This window comes from Curtobacterium sp. VKM Ac-2889 (assembly GCF_015350855.1).
GTDB lineage: Bacteria > Actinomycetota > Actinomycetes > Actinomycetales > Microbacteriaceae > Curtobacterium > Curtobacterium poinsettiae.
Genome location: NZ_JADKSC010000002.1, coordinates 245,081 through 260,333 on the forward strand (window position 1 = coordinate 245,081; position 15,253 = coordinate 260,333).

Consider the following 15,253-nt stretch of genomic DNA (forward strand, 5'->3'; position numbering starts at 1 on the left):
CGGCCGGATCCCTGCCCGGTCGTCGTGATCGGCAAGGTAGGACGGTTCGAATCCCGACCACAAGACTTCTTTCAATGCGCTCTGAGAGTTTTACCGCGCAGAAACACTGGCGAAACGACACCCGTCGCGCGACCCGGCTCGTTGTGCCACGCTCGGAGGATGCGCCACACACCGCACTTCCTGCTGACCGACGTCGACGAGGTCCGACGCCTCGTCACCGGGAACCCGTGGGCGACGATCGTGTCCCACACCGCGGACGGACTGGTCGCCTCGCACTACCCGGTGCTGCTCGAGACCCCCGGCCCCGACGACGACCCGGACGCCCTCGTCCTGGTGTCCCACGTCGGCCGACCCGACGAGGTCGCGCACGAACTCGGACAGCACGAGGTCCTCGTCGTGTTCCAGGGCCCGCACGGCTACGTCTCCCCCGCCTGGTACCCGCCGGAACAGTTCGTGCCCACCTGGAACCACGTCACCGCCCACGTCTGGGGCACCCCCGAGATCCTGTCCGACGACGAGAACTTCCGGGTGCTCGGCGAACTCGTCGACCACTTCGAGCACGTCATGCCCTCGCCCGTGTCGTTGCAGGTCGACGAGGAGACCGCCCGCCGGATCGCGAAGGGCACCGTCGGCATCCGGATCCGCGTCACCCGGTTCGACGCCCGCGCCAAGCTGTCGCAGAACAAGGCCCCCGAGGTGATCGACCGCATCGTCGCCGGCCTGCGGGGCGACGGCCCCTACGCGTCGCCGGCGCTCGCCGACGAGATGGCACGAGCGCACGCTGCGCGCGCTGACGACCGGGAGGCTCGATGAGCGAGATCCTGCTGCGCACCGTCCGGCGTGTGGGCACCTCCGGGGCCCCTGCCGACGTCCGCGTCGTCGACGGCCGGGTCACCGAGATCGCACCGACCGGCACGCTCGACCCCACGAGCGTCGACACCGACGTGGTCGAGGCCGGCGGCGCCTGGCTCGGTCCGGGCCTGCGCGACCACCACACGCACTTCGACCAGTGGGCGATCGTCCGCCGCCGTGTCGACGTCACCGGCTGCGACTCCGCCGAGGCGACCGCCGACCTGCTCGCCGCCGTCGCGCGGGCGGGCGTGACGGACCGCGTCCTGGTCGGACACGGCTACCGCGACGGGATGTGGCCGCGCCCTGCGCGACGCGAGCTGCTCGACCGTGCCGCACCGGGCCTCCCGACCGTCGTCATCAGCGCGGACCTGCACGCGGTGTGGTGCAACGCCCTCGCGCTCGCGCACTTCTCGGCCGCTGTCGGCCGACCGCTCGAGGCGGGCGAGGACGGGGTCCTGCGCGAGCAGGACGCGTTCGACGTGACCGGTGCGTTGTCGCAGGTGCCGGACGATGCGCTCGACGCGTCCGTGGCGGACGCTGCCGAAGCAGCGGCGGCCCGCGGGGTGACGGGCGTGGTCGACCTCGAGATGCACTTCGGGCTCGACCGCTGGCGCCGCCGGATCCACGCCGGCACCGACGCGATCCGGGTCGCGTCCGGGGTGTACCCGGCCGAGCTCGACGACGTCATCGCCCGGGGGCTGCGCACCGGCGACGTGGTCGAGGGCACCCGTGGGCTGCTCACGATGGGGCCGTTCAAGGTGGTCACGGACGGGTCGCTCGGCACGCGGACCGCCGCGATGACCGACGGCTCCGGCGTGCTCGCCTGGCCGTTCGAGGACCTCGTCGCGATCACCCGCCGAGCCGTCGACGCCGGACTCGTCCCCGCGATCCACGCGATCGGCGACAGGGCGAACACGCTGGCACTCGACGTCTTCGAGACCGTCGGGACCCGCGGCACGATCGAGCACGCGCAGTTGCTCGTCGACACCGACGTCGACCGGTTCGCCCGGCTCGGGGTCGCCGCGTCCGTGCAGCCCGAACACGCCATGGACGACCGGGACATCGCCGACCGGCACTGGGCCGGGTACACCGACCGGGCGTTCGCCTTCGCCTCGCTCGCACGGGCCGGAGCGCGCCTGCTGCTCGGGTCGGACGCCCCGGTGGCGCCGCTCGACCCGTGGGTCTCGATGGCGGCGGCCGTCGGGCGGGACCGCGACGGCCGCGATCCGTGGCACCCGGCCGAACGGCTCTCGTCGCTCGTCGCGTGGCAGGGGTCGACCGACGGGCGGGTCGGGGTGTCCGTCGGCGACGTGGCGGACCTGGTGTTCGTCGAGTCCGACCCGCTGGCGGCGTCGTCCGCCGCTCTGCGCGGCATGCGGGTGCTCGGGACGGCCGTCGCCGGGCGGTTCACGTACCGGGAGCTGTGAGCAGGAGGACGGGCGGGTGCGTCCGTGTCCCGTGGGCTACTTCTGGTCCTTCGGGCACCAGTAGAGCTTCCGGCCGGCCATGTCGGCCATCCGGATCTCGGTGCCGCACACCCGGCAGGGCTCGCCCTGGCGGTGGTAGACCCAGTGGCGGTCCTTGCGGGAGCGCAGGGCCTTCTTGTGGTCGGCCTCGGACAGGTCGTCCATCGTCATCATCAGACCGTCGCGGACGCCGTCGTGCAGCAGCTTCGACCAGTCCGCCCAGAGCGCCTTGGCCTGCTTGACGGTGATCTTCTTGCCCGGCTTGTACGGGTCGATGCGCTGCCGGAACAGCAGTTCGGCGCGGTAGATGTTGCCGATGCCGGCCACCACGGACTGGTCCATGAGCAGCTGCCCGATCGCGACGTTGCGCTTCCGGACGTTGTCGACGAAGGTCTTCTCGGCCTCGGGCCCGTCGTCGTTCATCGGATCGGGTCCGAGCTTGTCGAGCGCGCGCTGCACCTCGGCCGGGGTCTCCACGACGCACGCGGTCGGGCCACGCAGGTCGGCGACGGTGTCCTCGGTGAGGATCCGCACCCGGACCTGGCCCACCGGGTCCGGCGGGAAGGACTCGATCGGGTCCTCCGCCTTCTCCTGCTCGGCCATCCGGTAGCGGGCGAGCCGCGGTGCGCCGATCGAGCTGAGCGACTCTTCGCGGTCGTCGTCGTCGGACAGCGCCTCGGCGGTGGAGATCACGCCCGCGAAGTCCCACGCGCCGTACAGGCCGAGGTGGACGCGGAGGAACAGGTCGTCCTCGAACTCCAGGAACATCTGCTTCGCGACCGCCCGGGCGGCGATCAGGCGCTTGCCGTCGAGCTGCGCGGCCCCGGCGGCGAAGCGGCCCTGGGGACTCGACACCTCGCAGCGCTTGCCGACGAAGTGCCGGGTGAACTGGTTGGCGATGCGGTGGACGGAGTGACCCTCGGGCATTGGTCTTGTCTACTCGGTGCTGCTCGGTGTTGCTGGACCGTGGGTCCGAGCCCTACGCGTCGATCTGGCGACCGGCGATCAGCCCGGTGGTCTCGTACTCGGCGAGCTGGGCGATGCGGCGGGCGTGGCGCTCCTCGCCCGAGAACGGCTCGGCGATGAACAGGTCGACGAACCGGATCGCCTCGTCCTCGGTGTGCTGGCGCGCGCCGATGGAGATGACGTTGGCGTCGTTGTGCTGACGGGCGAGCAGCGCGGTCGACTCGTTCCAGACGAGCGCGGCCCGGGTGCCCTCGACCTTGTTCGCGGCGATCTGCTCGCCGTTGCCGGAACCGCCGAAGACGACACCGAGGGCCTGGACACCGTCGCGCTGGTCCTGCACCACGGCGTGCGCGGCGTTGATGCAGAACGAGGGGTAGTCGTCGAGCGCGTCGTACTCGGTCGGACCGTGGTCCACCACCTCGTGCCCGGCTTCGGTCAGGTGGGTTGCGAGGGTCTTGTTGAACTCGAGGCCGGCGTGGTCCGTTCCGAGGTGGATGCGCATGGAACCGATCCTATTCCTGCGGCTCCGGGGCCTGGACCACCACGGACTACGGTGCGCGGACCACCACGACGAGGTACCGGGTGGGGTCCTCGCCCGGGTTGCGGTACACGACGTCGGCGGGGTCGCCGAGCTCGATCCGGTCCCCCGACGCCAGCCGCGTCGGCTCGCCGCCGACGACGACCTCGAGCACGCCGTCGACGACCCAGATGCAGTGCCGCAGGAACGCGTAGGCGGACGCCGGGTAGGCCACTTCGCGGCCAGCCGGGAGGCGCACCTCGGTGACGTCGGCGGGGAACGCGGCGCTCGAGACCGGGCGGCGGCGGTACCCGGTGTCGGGATCGGTCCAGGAATCGGCGGTCGCGCCGCGTTGCACCCCGCGCGCCTCGTCGGGGTCCGTCGCCCTGGGCACCTCGTGCTCCAGGGCATCGTCGAGGAGCTGCGAGATCGTCAGGCCGAAGGCACCGGACAGGCGACCGAGGATCGTCGCGGTGGGGCTGGAGACCCCGCGCTCGACGCGGTTGATCATCGCGCGGGAGACGCCCGACTCCTCGGCGAGCTCGGTGAGGCTCCACCTGCGCTCGGTGCGGAGGCGCTGGAGCCGTTCGCCGAGCGCCCGCTGCTCGGCGACCGAGGTGTCGTCGGCGCCGGTTGCGGGATAGGCATGCGCGTCGTCTACGATGTGAGACATGACGACAGCATATGCGACGAACGGGGTCGTGATCCGCGACTGCACCCCGGCCGACCTCGACGTCGTGCACACCCTGCACGTCGATGCCGTGCTGCACTCCACCGCCATCTGGCAGGACATCCCGCACCCGCGTCCGTACTTCGACGGGTGGCTCGCCGAGCGGCAGGGCGGCGGGTACCCGGTGGTCGTGGCCGAGGTCGACGGGGTCGTGGCTGGCTACGCGACGTACTCGCAGTGGCGGCAGCCGGACGGGTACCGGCAGACCGTCGAGCACAGCGTCTACGTGGTCGAGGCGTTCCGCGGCCGGGGCATCGCGACGACGTTGATGGCCGAGTTGGTCGCGCGGGCCACCGCCGAGGGCCGACACGTGATGATGGCCGGGATCTGCAGCACCAACACGGGGTCGATCGCCCTGCACGAACGCCTGGGCTTCGCCACGGTCGCGGTCGTGCCCGAGGTCGGACGCAAGTTCGACCGCTGGCTCGACCTGACGCTCATGCGGCTGCCGCTCGTCTGACGCGACGGGCGGGGCGGGCGCACCACGGGCCTCCCGGCCACCCGTCCCTCGCCGGTCGGCGCCGGATCAGTCGGTGGTGTCGAAGATCGGGCCGACGGTGCGCGAGCGCTTGAGCTCGAAGAACGCGGGGACCTTCGCGACGGCGACGACGCCGTCCCACAGGTCGAGCGCCTCCTGGCCCTTGGGGGCCGGGGAGATGACCGGTCCGAAGAACGCGGTGCCCTCGACGGCGATGACCGGCGTGCCGACGTCCTGCCCGACACGGTCGATGCCGTCCTGGTGGCTGGCGCGCACGGCGGCGTCGACCTCGTCGGTCCAGGCGTACTCGAGCAGGTCGGCGTCCAGGCCGAGCTCCGCGAGCACGGCGGGGACGACCTGCTCGGGGTCGGACTCCTGGCGGTGGTGGATGTGCTCGCCGAGGGCGTCGTACAGCGGCTTCACGACGTCCTGGCCGAGCCGGAGCTTCGCCGCCGCGACGATGCGCGGGTAGACCTGGCCGGCGTGCAGGCGCTCCTTGTAGCTGTCCGGCACGTCCTGGTCCTCGTTGAGGACGAACAGGCTCATCACCTTCCACGTCACGTCGAGGTCGCGGTGCTCGGCGACCTCACCCACCCAGCGGCTCGTCATCCAGGCCCAGGGGCAGTTCGGGTCGAACCAGAACTCCACGGCGGTGCGCTCGGTGGTGGGGTCGGTCGGGTTGTCCACAGTCGTCTCGGTCACGATCCGAGCGTACGCGGCGTCGCTAGGCTGGAGCCCATCGTCCCGCCGGCGCACGACGCCGTCCGGGGCCCCGTACGCGGACACCGATCGTCCGCGTCCCCAGCGAAGATGGAGCGTTGCGTGCCCGGAGAGAACCTCACCCGAATCGAAGCCCAGGAGCGCGCGGCCGTCGTCGCCGTGCAGACGTACGACGTCGAGCTCGACCTGACCCGCGGTGCAGAGAGCTTCGGCAGCACCACGCGGGTGCGCTTCACCGCCACCGCCGGCGCATCGACCTTCATCGACGCCATCACGAAGACCGTGCACTCGATCACGCTGAACGGCACGGCGCTCGACGTCGCCGCGGTGAACGACGGCGTCCGCATCCAGCTCGACGACCTGCAGGAGCAGAACGAGCTCGTGGTCGTCAGCGACGCGCTGTACACGAACACCGGTGAAGGCCTGCACCGCTTCGTCGACCCGGTGGACGACGAGGTGTACCTGTACTCCCAGTTCGAGGTCCCCGACTCGCGCCGCATGTTCGCGGTGTTCGAGCAGCCCGACCTGAAGGCCGAGTTCTCCTTCACCGTGACGGCGCCGTCACGGTGGCAGGTCGTCTCGAACTCCCCCACGCCGGAGCCGCACGTCGACGGCGACGTCGCGACGTGGGCGTTCCCGCCCACCGCGCGCATCTCGAGCTACATCACCGCGCTCGTCGCCGGCCCGTACGAGGTCGTGCGCGACGAGCTGACCAGCCGCGACGGCCGGACGATCCCGCTCGGCGTGTTCGCGCGCAAGTCGCTCGCCTCGTACCTCGACCCCGAGTACGTGTTCGAGACCACGAAGAAGGGCTTCGCGTACTTCGAGGAGAAGTTCGACGTCGCCTACCCCTTCGACAAGTACGACCAGCTGTTCGTGCCGGAGTTCAACGCCGGCGCGATGGAGAACGCCGGGGCCGTCACCTTCACCGAGACCTACGTGTTCCGGTCGAAGGTCACCGACGCCATCAAGGAGCGCCGGGTCGTCACGATCCTGCACGAGCTCGCCCACATGTGGTTCGGCGACCTGGTCACCATGAAGTGGTGGAACGACCTGTGGCTCAACGAGTCCTTCGCCGAGTGGGCGTCGACGATCGCCACGGCCGAGGCCACCGAGTGGACCGAGGCCTGGACCACATTCCAGGCGATGGAGAAGTCCTGGGCCTACCGCCAGGACCAGCTCCCCTCGACGCACCCGATCGTCGCGACGATCAACGACCTCGAAGACGTCCAGGTCAACTTCGACGGCATCACCTACGCGAAGGGCGGCTCGGTCCTCAAGCAGCTCGTCGCGTGGGTCGGCATCGACGCGTTCTTCGCCGGTGTCTCCGCCTACTTCAAGAAGCACCACCACTCGAACACCGAGCTGCGCGACCTGCTCGTCGAGCTCGAGGCGACGAGCGGCCGCGAACTCACCGAGTGGTCGAAGCTCTGGCTCGAGACCGCGGGCGTCAACACCCTGCGCCCCGAGATCGAGACCGACGAGTCCGGCGTCATCACGTCGTTCACGGTCCTGCAGGAAGCCCCCGCCGACTACCCGACGCTGCGTCCGCACCGTCTGGCCATCGGCGTCTACGCGTTCCGGAACGACGAGTCCGCACCGTTCGGCGCGGACACTGCATCCGCCGGCGGCAAGCTCGAGCGGGTCCAGCGCGTCGAGATCGACGTCGACGGCGCCCGCACCGACGTGCCCGAGCTCGTCGGCGTGCACCGCGGCGACCTCGTGCTCCTGAACGACGACGACCTGGCCTACGCCAAGATCCGTCTCGACGAGCACTCCCGGCGCACCGCGATCGAGCACCTCGCGTCCATCGCGAACCCGCTCGCCCGCTCGATCGTCTGGGGTTCCGTGTGGGACGCCACGCGCGACGCGGAGTCCCCCGCCAGCGACTACGTCCGCCTGGCGCTCGGCAACATCGCGACCGAGACCGAGTCGACCACCATCCGCACGACGCTCTCGCAGCTGCTGCTCACCGCACGCAACTACGTGGCGCCGGGCTCGGTCGAGGCCACGGTCCGCACCGTCGGCGACACGCTCTGGCAGCTCGCGTCCTCGGCCGAAGCCGGTTCGGACGCGCAGTTCCAGTTCGTGAAGTTCTTCGCGCAGATCCCGTCCACGCCCGAGCACGTCGCGACCCTGCAGGGCCTTCGCGACGGTTCGGTCACGCTGCAGGGCCTCGAGATCGACACCGACCTGCGCTGGGAGCTGCTCGAGGGCCTCGTGCTCGCGGGCGCCGCGGGCAGCACCGAGATCGACGCCGAGCTCGCCGCGGACAAGACCGCGTCCGGCGAGCAGGCTGCGGCCCGCGCCCGGGCGACGATCCCGACGGCCGAGGGCAAGCTGGCCGCGTTCTCGTCGCTGGTCGACTCGTCCGAGCTGCCGAACGCGATCGTGCGCCAGACCACGGTCGGGTTCCAGCACGTGAACAGCCCGGTCCTGCTCGAGGGCCTCGTGCCGAAGTACTTCGAGGTGCTCACGCGCATCTGGGCCGAGCGCAGCTACCACATGGCGGACACCATCGTCTCGGGCCTCTACCCGGCGCCGCTCGCGTCGGCCGAGCTCCGTGACGCCGCCGCCGCGTGGCTCGCGGAGCACCCGGAGACGCCGGCGCTGCGCCGCATCGTGTCCGAGAGCCTCGCGGGCACCGAGCGGGCGCTCCGGGTCCAGGCCGCGGACGCCTGAACCCTGCGCTGATCCGGCGGGGTCTTGGTGTTCCTCCAGGGACGCCGAGGCCCCGCCGCTTAGCATCGACCGGATATGAACCTGGCTGCAGCAGACACCACCGACGTCCCGAAGTGGGCGTCCAACGCGTTCCTCCAGTTCGTCGACGCCTGGCAAGCACCGATCACGATCGTCATCACGATCCTCGCGGCGATCGTCCTCCGGCTGATCCTCCGTCGCATGATCAAGCAGGTCGTCGACCGGATCGTGAACGGCGTCAAGAAGCGTCAGGGGGCGGCCGACACCCAGGCCCTCATCGCCTCCCCCGTGCAGACCGCGCGTGTCGTGCAACGGACCCGGACGCTCGGCAGTGTCCTCGAGAACCTGGCCACCGTGGTCGTCGTCGTGATCGCGCTCGTGGTCATCGCCACGGCGTTGTGGAAGGGTGCCGCGGTCGGCATCGTCGGCGGTGCGTCCCTCGTCGCGGCCGGCCTCGCCGTCGGCGCCCAGTCCATCGTGAAGGACCTGTTGTCCGGCATCTTCATGATCCTCGAGGACCAGGCCGGCGTCGGTGACGTCGTCGACACCGGGCAGGCCACCGGCGTCGTCGAGAACGTCGGGCTGCGCGTCATGCAGATCCGCGACGTGAACGGCATCCTCTGGTTCGTCCCGAACGGGCAGATCCTGCGCGTCGGCAACCTGTCCCAGGGCTGGTCACGGGTGCTCGTCGACATCACCGTGCCGTACGACACCGACATCGACGCCGTGCAGGACGCCCTGCTCAAGGCCGCCGTGACGATGTCGCAGGAGCCGCGCTGGCGCCAGCGGATCGTCGAGAAGCCGGAGATCTGGGGCCTGCAGTCGATCACCGACGCCGGGATGGTCTTCCGCCTGGTCGTGAAGACCCGCGCCTCTGAGCTCGACGTCGTCGGCCGGGAGCTCCGCACCCGACTGAAGCACGCCGTCGACGAACTCGGCATCACCCTGCCCGCGATGGCGATGATCATGCCCGAGGGCTGGGAGAACGCCACCTCGATCAACGGGCTGCGCACCGTCCGCACCCAGCCGATGGCTGCGCCCACGAAGCCGCGGCGCACCAAGCGCAACATCCTCGGGCAGCCGATCCGCACGGACGACGAGCCCGACAGCGGGAAGGACCCCCGATGACCGACCTCACACCCCCGACCGGCCCGGGTGGGCCAGGAGCACGTGGCTCGCTCGGCATGCCCGGCGTCCCCGCGCAGCCGATCACCCTGCGCGTCGGTGAGCACGGCACCTCGGCCACCGGGTCGCTGTACGAGCGGATCGGCGGTGCCCCCACCTTCGACCGGCTCGTCCGGCGCTTCTACGAGGGCGTGCAGCAGGACGAGGTCATCTGGCCGATGTACCCGGCCGACGACCTCGAGGGTGCGATCTGGCGCCTCTCCGCCTTCCTGCAGCAGTACTGGGGCGGGCCGGGCACGTACAGCGAGCAGCGCGGGCACCCCCGTCTGCGGATGCGCCACAACCCGTTCCGCATCACGTCCGAGGCGCGGGAGCGCTGGCTCCACCACATGCACGAGGCGGTCGAGTCGCTCGAGCTCGCTCCCCTGGACGAAGCCGAGCTCTGGGGCTACCTCGACCGCGCTGCCCACGCGATGACGAACACCTTCGACTGACGCGCGTCCGGCGCGGACGCCGTCGTGTCGTCGAGACGCCTCCGGATCCGGCGGCGTCTCGACGCTCCCGCGGTGTCTTCCGCGGACGCCGGCGTGCAGTGATCGTCACGAGCGCCGGACGGGAGGCCCGTGGCGGCGTCGCCACGGGCCTCCCGTCCGGCGGTTCCCGCGTTCTCGTGCTGGCGAGACGCCGGCGTCTCCGTCCGACGCCGCCACGTGCGTTCCGCGCCTCCGAATTCGACGGCGTCTCGCGGAATCGGCGGCGTGCCCGCGGGACGCCGGCGTCTTCGGGCAGTGCGTCTCAGCGCGGTCAGCGGACGTACGAGCCGGAGGCGAGGTCGTCGACCAGCGACGGCCGTGACGGCCGCCAGCCGTGGGCCGACCGGGCGTGCGCGCCGGACGCCTCCTGGTGCAGCAGCAGCGCGTCGGCGAAGTCCTGCCCGAGCCGTTCGCGGCTCGCGTCGACGCTCTCGGCGATGACCGGTGCACCGTGGGCCCCGGCCTCGGCGAGCTCGCGCACGGTCGGGTTGTCCCCGGTCGCCGCGACGATGTACCCGTCGAGTTCGCCGTGGTGCAGCGCGAGGACGTAGAGCTCGCCGAGGTCGTCCACGTGCACCGTCGTCCACCGCTGGGAGCCGTCCCCGACCAGCCGCACCGGCTGCTCGCCGTCGCCGACGAACATCGCCGGGATGCCCGCGCCGCGTCCGTACACGATGCCGGGCGCGACGATGGTGCTCCGGACGTCGCTCGCGCGCAGCAGGGCCTCGTTCGGACCGCGCCACGCGGTCAGCGCCGGCGGGTCGATCGGCGACTGCTCCGAGATGTCCGTCGAGTCGCCGAAGGTGAAGATCCCGCCGGTGTGCACGAACGGCTTGGGGGTGCCGGCCAGTGCGGCGATCGCGGTGCGGATGAAGTCCGGGTCGACGTCCGGGGCCGATGCCGTGTGGACCACGCCGTCGCTCTCGTGCAGCAGCCGTTCGACGACCTCGGTGTCGGTGACGTCACCGACCAGGGCTCGGCCACCGGCGTCACGGACGTGCTGGGCCTTCTCGTCGGACCGGACGAGTGCGGTGACCTCGTCGCCGTGGGCGACCAGGGAGCGGAGGACGGAGGAGCCGATGTAGCCGGACGCACCGGTGAGGGAGACGTGCATGCGGCCAGCCAACCACGGCGGCCGGGCGGCGTGGTCCGCGGCGGTCACCGTCCTCGCCGTCTTCTTCGTCGTCGTCGTTACGAGCTCAGGGTCCAGGCGCGCCGCTTCACGAGCACGTGGCCGCGCGAGGTCGTGAGACGGCTCCACGGACCGGTCTCGAACAGGCGCACCGGGTCGTGCCCGAGGAAGCCGAGGCTCTCGCCGGCGAACCCCGCACCAGCCGGCAGGTGCTCGACGCCGGGGACCGGTCTGCCCCAGACCTCGGCACGGATCCGCCGGACGATGGCCTCGCCCGAGTTGGACGGCACGGCGTCCGCGACCTCGGCGATGCCGTCACGGGTGGCCCGGCGGAGGAGTTCGGGCGAGACGTCCGGCAGCGGGACCCAGCCACCGCGGGGCGGCGAGATGGCCGCCCACGTGACCGTGTGGACCTCGTGCGGCAGCTCGACCTCGATCGGGGTGGCCCGCGTCGGGTCCGCGCCCTCGGCGTGCTCGGCGTCCTGCGTCTCTGCCAGCAGGCGGAGACGCTCGAGCAGCGACTGCAGCGGCACCACGGTGTCGATCGAGGCGGGCTCGGTGAGCGAGAACGTGCGGAGACCGAGCACCGTCGGCAGTTCGTCGAGCAACCCGAGCGGGTAGAGGATCGCCGTGTACACGGCCAGGACGCCCGAGTCGGCGATGAGCCGGACCGAGCCGTCCTCGATGCGAGCGGCACGGCCGAGGTACGTGCGGAGGTCACCGAGTGAGGCGGCGTCGGGAAGCGTGAACGAGTTGCCCATGTCGTCCACGATCCTACCGGCCGTCGACGTCGCACCGCCTGGGCGTGGTGACCCTGCATCGAGGCCGGGCAGCCGTTCGTAGACTGCACAGCGTGAACGGCGAACCCGACTTCCTGCGGACCCTGCGACTCGAGGACACCGGCGCGAGCACGGGCGAGACGATCCTGACCGGCGCCAGCCACTGGTCCCCCGGCGGACGGGTGTTCGGCGGGCAGGTCCTGGCCCAGTGCATCGTCGCCGCGCAGACCACGATCGACGGTCGCGACGTCCACTCGATGCACGGGTACTTCCTGCGGCCGGGCGACGTCGACGTGCCGATCACCTTCGCCGTCGAGCGCATCCACGACGGTCGCTCGTTCGCGACCCGCCGCGTGCAGGCGTACCAGCGCGGCGTCCCGATCTTCTCGATGATCGCGTCGTTCCAGGTGCCGGACACCGGTCTCGAACACCAGGACCCGTACCCGGTGGACACCCCGGACCCGGAGTCCCTGCCGTCGGCCGCGTCGATCCTGTCCGCCATCGACCACCCCGTCGCACGGGCGTGGGCCGCACGGTCCATCGACCTGCGGCACGTCGAGGGTCCGGTGTTCGTCGACGTGCAGGGCGAGCACGTGCCGCACCAGGCGGTCTGGTTCCGGGTGCAGGGCGACCTGCCCGAGGACCCGGCGCTGCACCGTGCGGTGCTCGGCTACGCCAGCGACATGTCCATCCTCGAGCCGATCATGCGGCGGCACGGCGTCGCCTGGGGCACCCCCGGTGTGAAGAGCGCCAGCCTCGACCACGCGATGTGGTGGCACCGCGACGGTCGCGCGGACGAGTGGATCCTGTACACGCAGGAGTCCCCGAGCGCGCAGGGCGGACGGGGACTCGCGTTGGGGCGGATGTTCTCCCGCGACGGTCAGCTGCTGGCCACCGTCGCCCAGGAGGGCATGATGCGGGTGCCTACGGGCGGCTGAACTGCACCGGGTCTTCGAGGTACCGCTCACACGCGGCACGCTCGAGGTCGGTCAGCCGACGCGGACGGTTCGTCGCCGCGTCGACCATCACGAGTGCGGTCGTGGCCCGGGTGTACAGGACCGCGGGGGACTGTCCCACGGGCGACCAGACCTCGTACGAGACGTCGATGCTCGCACCGCCCACCCGCCCGATCCACATCTGGATGTCGAGCGGCTGACGGAGGTACGGGATCGATGCCAGGTACTCGAGGCGTTGCCCGGCGATGATCGTCATGGTGCCCGAACCGGGCCGACCGTCGATGATCGGCTCGGGCAGGGCGCCGTCGGGGTCCTCACCGGGGTCGGCACCCCAGAACCCCACGATGCGCGCCTCTTCGAGGAGGCGCAGCATCGCGGAGTTGTTGACGTGGCCGTAGGCGTCGATGTCGCTCCACCGCATGCGGATGGGAGCGTGCAGTCTCGCCACGCGGGTCAGTCGCGGGTGAGCTTGCGGTACGTCGCGCGCCCGGGCTTCGCGGCATCGGCGCCGAGGCGCTCGATCTTGTTCTCCTCGTACGCCTCGAAGTTGCCTTCGAACCAGTACCAGTTCGGCGTGCCGTCCTCGTTCAGGCCTTCCCACGCCAGGATGTGCGTGGCGATGCGGTCGAGGAACCACCGGTCGTGCGTGATGACCACGGCGCAACCGGGGTACTCGAGCAGGGCGTTCTCGAGGCTGCCGAGCGTCTCGACGTCCAGGTCGTTGGTCGGTTCGTCGAGCAGAAGCAGGTTGCCGCCCTGCTTGAGCGTCAGCGCGAGGTTCAGACGGTTGCGCTCACCACCGGACAGGATGCCGGCGCGCTTCTGCTGGTCCGGCCCCTTGAAGCCGAACTGCGACACGTAGGCGCGGGACGGGATCTCGGTCTTGCCGACCTGGATGTAGTCGAGTCCGTCGGACACGACCTCCCACAGGTTCTTGTTCGGGTCGATGCCACCACGGCTCTGGTCGACGTACGAGATGTCGACCGTGTCGCCGATCTTCAGCGTGCCGCCGTCGAGCGGTTCGAGGCCGACGATCGTCTTGAAGAGCGTGGTCTTGCCGACACCGTTCGGGCCGATGACGCCGACGATGCCGTTGCGGGGCAGCGTGAACGACAGGTCGCCGATGATGACGCGCTCACCGAACTGCTTGCGCAGGTGCTCGGCGTCGATGACCTGCGAGCCCAGACGCGGGCCGACCGGGATCACGATCTCCTCGAAGTCGAGCTTGCGGGTGCGCTCGGCCTCGGTGACCATCTCTTCGTAGCGGGCGAGACGGGCCTTGGACTTCGCCTGGCGGCCCTTGGTGTTGCTCCGGACCCAGTCGAGTTCCGAGGACAGGCGCTTCGCGAGCTTGGCGTCCTTCTTGCCCTGGACCTCGAGGCGGGCGCGCTTCTTCTCGAGGTAGGTCGAGTAGTTGCCCTCGTACGGGTACAGGCGACCGCGGTCGACCTCGGCGATCCACTCGGCGACGTGGTCGAGGAAGTACCGGTCGTGGGTCACGGCGAGGACGGCACCGTGGTACTGCTGCAGGTGCTGCTCGAGCCAGAGCACGCTCTCGGCGTCGAGGTGGTTGGTGGGCTCGTCGAGCAGGAGCAGGTCGGGCTTCTGGAGCAGGAGCTTGCAGAGCGCGACGCGGCGCTTCTCACCACCGGACAGGTGCGTGACGAGCTCGTCCCCCGGGGGGCACTGCAGCGCGGCCATCGCCTGGTCGAGCTGGGAGTCGAGGTCCCACGCGTCGGCGGCGTCGATGTCTTCCTGCAGCGTGCCCATCTCGGCCAGGAGCGCGTCGAAGTCGGCGTCCGGCTCGGCCATGAGCGCCGAGATCTCGTTGAAGCGCGCGAGCTTGCCGTGGATCTCGCCCACGCCCTCCTGCACGTTCTCGAGCACGGTCTTCGTCTCGTCGAGCTCCGGCTCCTGCATGAGGATGCCGACCGTGAAGCCGGGCGTGAGCTTCGCTTCACCGTTGGACGGCTGGTCGAGACCCGCCATGATCTTCAGGATCGTCGACTTGCCAGCACCGTTCGGTCCGACGACGCCGATCTTGGCACCGGGGAGGAACGACATCGTGACGTCGTCGAGGATCAGCTTGTCGCCGACCGCCTTGCGGGCGCGGACCATCTGGTAGATGTACTCAGCCATATCGGCCCCAAGTGTAGTGACACCGTCGGAGCAGCGCTCGCCCGACGCCGGATCGCCGCTTCCCGCACCTGTACGAACCGGCCTGTTGTTCGCGTCACGGACGACGTAGCTTTGCCTCACCCAGCAACCTGGGGCCCGTCGCCCACCACGACGAGGACCA

At 70.7% G+C, this 15,253-nt stretch carries 15 protein-coding genes; 7 read left to right on the top strand and 8 right to left on the bottom strand.

What is annotated here, in order from left to right:
• Positions 1-159: 159 nt before the first annotated feature.
• Positions 160-813 (top strand): FMN-binding negative transcriptional regulator, encoded by a 654-nt coding sequence (locus ITJ50_RS07000; protein WP_194590199.1) that lies wholly within the window; start codon positions 160-162, stop codon positions 811-813.
• Positions 810-2,279 carry an amidohydrolase gene (locus ITJ50_RS07005; RefSeq protein ID WP_194590200.1) on the top strand — a complete coding sequence of 490 codons (1,470 nt, stop codon included), beginning with the start codon at positions 810-812 and terminating at the stop codon, positions 2,277-2,279. Before ITJ50_RS07000 ends, ITJ50_RS07005 begins: the two co-directional genes overlap by 4 nt.
• A gap of 36 nt (positions 2,280-2,315) precedes the next feature.
• On the opposite strand, the gene ITJ50_RS07010 is transcribed toward ITJ50_RS07005, so the two are convergent.
• Genes ITJ50_RS07010 through ITJ50_RS07020 form a run of 3 tightly spaced genes read right to left on the bottom strand, consistent with a single transcriptional unit; the run spans position 2,316 to position 4,474 of the window.
• The gene (locus tag ITJ50_RS07010) at positions 2,316-3,245 is read right to left on the bottom strand and encodes an Fpg/Nei family DNA glycosylase (protein WP_017886030.1); all 930 of its coding nucleotides are present in this window, start codon (positions 3,243-3,245) and stop codon (positions 2,316-2,318) included.
• 52 nt (positions 3,246-3,297) lie between these two features.
• Positions 3,298-3,786, bottom strand: a complete 489-nt coding sequence (locus ITJ50_RS07015) for a ribose-5-phosphate isomerase (protein WP_194590201.1) — start codon at positions 3,784-3,786, stop codon at positions 3,298-3,300.
• Positions 3,787-3,832: 46 nt separating this feature from the next.
• Positions 3,833-4,474: a helix-turn-helix domain-containing protein gene (locus ITJ50_RS07020; protein WP_040418901.1), complete on the bottom strand. Its 642-nt coding sequence runs from the start codon at positions 4,472-4,474 to the stop codon at positions 3,833-3,835.
• Between ITJ50_RS07020 and ITJ50_RS07025 the strand changes: the two genes are divergently transcribed.
• On the top strand, positions 4,473-4,991 hold the full coding sequence (locus ITJ50_RS07025) for a GNAT family N-acetyltransferase (protein WP_228499396.1): 519 nt from the start codon (positions 4,473-4,475) through the stop codon (positions 4,989-4,991). The genes ITJ50_RS07020 and ITJ50_RS07025 overlap by 2 nt on opposite strands.
• Before the next feature lie 66 nt (positions 4,992-5,057).
• Here the strand turns inward: ITJ50_RS07025 and ITJ50_RS07030 are convergent, their stop codons facing one another.
• Positions 5,058-5,711, bottom strand: a complete 654-nt coding sequence (locus ITJ50_RS07030) for a DsbA family protein (protein ID WP_259496435.1) — start codon at positions 5,709-5,711, stop codon at positions 5,058-5,060.
• Positions 5,712-5,831: 120 nt separating this feature from the next.
• Between ITJ50_RS07030 and pepN the strand changes: the two genes are divergently transcribed.
• The 3 genes from pepN (at position 5,832) to ITJ50_RS07045 (ending at position 10,048) form a co-directional block, all read left to right on the top strand.
• Entirely contained in the window at positions 5,832-8,411 is a 2,580-nt protein-coding gene (gene pepN, locus ITJ50_RS07035) for an aminopeptidase N (protein ID WP_194590202.1), read from the top strand.
• 75 nt (positions 8,412-8,486) lie between these two features.
• The gene (locus tag ITJ50_RS07040; RefSeq protein ID WP_017886036.1) at positions 8,487-9,557 is read left to right on the top strand and encodes a mechanosensitive ion channel family protein; all 1,071 of its coding nucleotides are present in this window, start codon (positions 8,487-8,489) and stop codon (positions 9,555-9,557) included.
• Positions 9,554-10,048, top strand: coding sequence for a globin (locus ITJ50_RS07045; RefSeq protein ID WP_017886037.1), 495 nt, complete (start codon positions 9,554-9,556; stop codon positions 10,046-10,048). Before ITJ50_RS07040 ends, ITJ50_RS07045 begins: the two co-directional genes overlap by 4 nt.
• A gap of 310 nt (positions 10,049-10,358) precedes the next feature.
• Here the strand turns inward: ITJ50_RS07045 and ITJ50_RS07050 are convergent, their stop codons facing one another.
• Positions 10,359-11,201 carry an NAD(P)H-binding protein gene (locus ITJ50_RS07050; RefSeq protein ID WP_194590203.1) on the bottom strand — a complete coding sequence of 281 codons (843 nt, stop codon included), beginning with the start codon at positions 11,199-11,201 and terminating at the stop codon, positions 10,359-10,361.
• A gap of 77 nt (positions 11,202-11,278) precedes the next feature.
• Positions 11,279-11,980, bottom strand: a complete 702-nt coding sequence (locus ITJ50_RS07055; protein ID WP_031259242.1) for a hypothetical protein — start codon at positions 11,978-11,980, stop codon at positions 11,279-11,281.
• 92 nt (positions 11,981-12,072) lie between these two features.
• Here ITJ50_RS07055 and ITJ50_RS07060 point away from each other — a divergent pair, with 92 nt between their 5' ends.
• On the top strand, positions 12,073-12,936 hold the full coding sequence (locus ITJ50_RS07060) for an acyl-CoA thioesterase (protein WP_042538556.1): 864 nt from the start codon (positions 12,073-12,075) through the stop codon (positions 12,934-12,936).
• Here the strand turns inward: ITJ50_RS07060 and ITJ50_RS07065 are convergent.
• Both ITJ50_RS07065 and ettA read right to left on the bottom strand, forming a co-directional pair.
• Positions 12,923-13,375, bottom strand: coding sequence for an acyl-CoA thioesterase (locus tag ITJ50_RS07065; RefSeq protein ID WP_194590204.1), 453 nt, complete (start codon positions 13,373-13,375; stop codon positions 12,923-12,925). The two genes, ITJ50_RS07060 and ITJ50_RS07065, sit on opposite strands and share 14 nt — an antisense overlap.
• A 32-nt stretch (positions 13,376-13,407) precedes the next feature.
• Positions 13,408-15,093 carry an energy-dependent translational throttle protein EttA gene (gene ettA, locus ITJ50_RS07070; protein WP_017886042.1) on the bottom strand — a complete coding sequence of 562 codons (1,686 nt, stop codon included), beginning with the start codon at positions 15,091-15,093 and terminating at the stop codon, positions 13,408-13,410.
• Between the last annotated feature and the right edge of the window lie 160 nt (positions 15,094-15,253).

Excerpts from the sequence above, each read along its gene's own strand:
- ITJ50_RS07000 (WP_194590199.1), top strand. The coding sequence starts at position 160 with ATGCGCCACACACCGCACTTCCTGCTGACCGACGTCGACGAGGTCCGA.
- ITJ50_RS07005 (WP_194590200.1), top strand. The coding sequence starts at position 810 with ATGAGCGAGATCCTGCTGCGCACCGTCCGGCGTGTGGGCACCTCCGGG.
- ITJ50_RS07010 (WP_017886030.1), bottom strand. The coding sequence starts at position 3,245 with ATGCCCGAGGGTCACTCCGTCCACCGCATCGCCAACCAGTTCACCCGG.
- ITJ50_RS07015 (WP_194590201.1), bottom strand. The coding sequence starts at position 3,786 with ATGCGCATCCACCTCGGAACGGACCACGCCGGCCTCGAGTTCAACAAG.
- ITJ50_RS07025 (WP_228499396.1), top strand. The coding sequence starts at position 4,473 with ATGACGACAGCATATGCGACGAACGGGGTCGTGATCCGCGACTGCACC.
- ITJ50_RS07020 (WP_040418901.1), bottom strand. The coding sequence starts at position 4,474 with ATGTCTCACATCGTAGACGACGCGCATGCCTATCCCGCAACCGGCGCC.
- ITJ50_RS07040 (WP_017886036.1), top strand. The coding sequence starts at position 8,487 with ATGAACCTGGCTGCAGCAGACACCACCGACGTCCCGAAGTGGGCGTCC.
- ITJ50_RS07045 (WP_017886037.1), top strand. The coding sequence starts at position 9,554 with ATGACCGACCTCACACCCCCGACCGGCCCGGGTGGGCCAGGAGCACGT.
- ITJ50_RS07050 (WP_194590203.1), bottom strand. The coding sequence starts at position 11,201 with ATGCACGTCTCCCTCACCGGTGCGTCCGGCTACATCGGCTCCTCCGTC.
- ITJ50_RS07055 (WP_031259242.1), bottom strand. The coding sequence starts at position 11,980 with ATGGGCAACTCGTTCACGCTTCCCGACGCCGCCTCACTCGGTGACCTC.
- ITJ50_RS07065 (WP_194590204.1), bottom strand. The coding sequence starts at position 13,375 with ATGCGGTGGAGCGACATCGACGCCTACGGCCACGTCAACAACTCCGCG.
- ettA (WP_017886042.1), bottom strand. The coding sequence starts at position 15,093 with ATGGCTGAGTACATCTACCAGATGGTCCGCGCCCGCAAGGCGGTCGGC.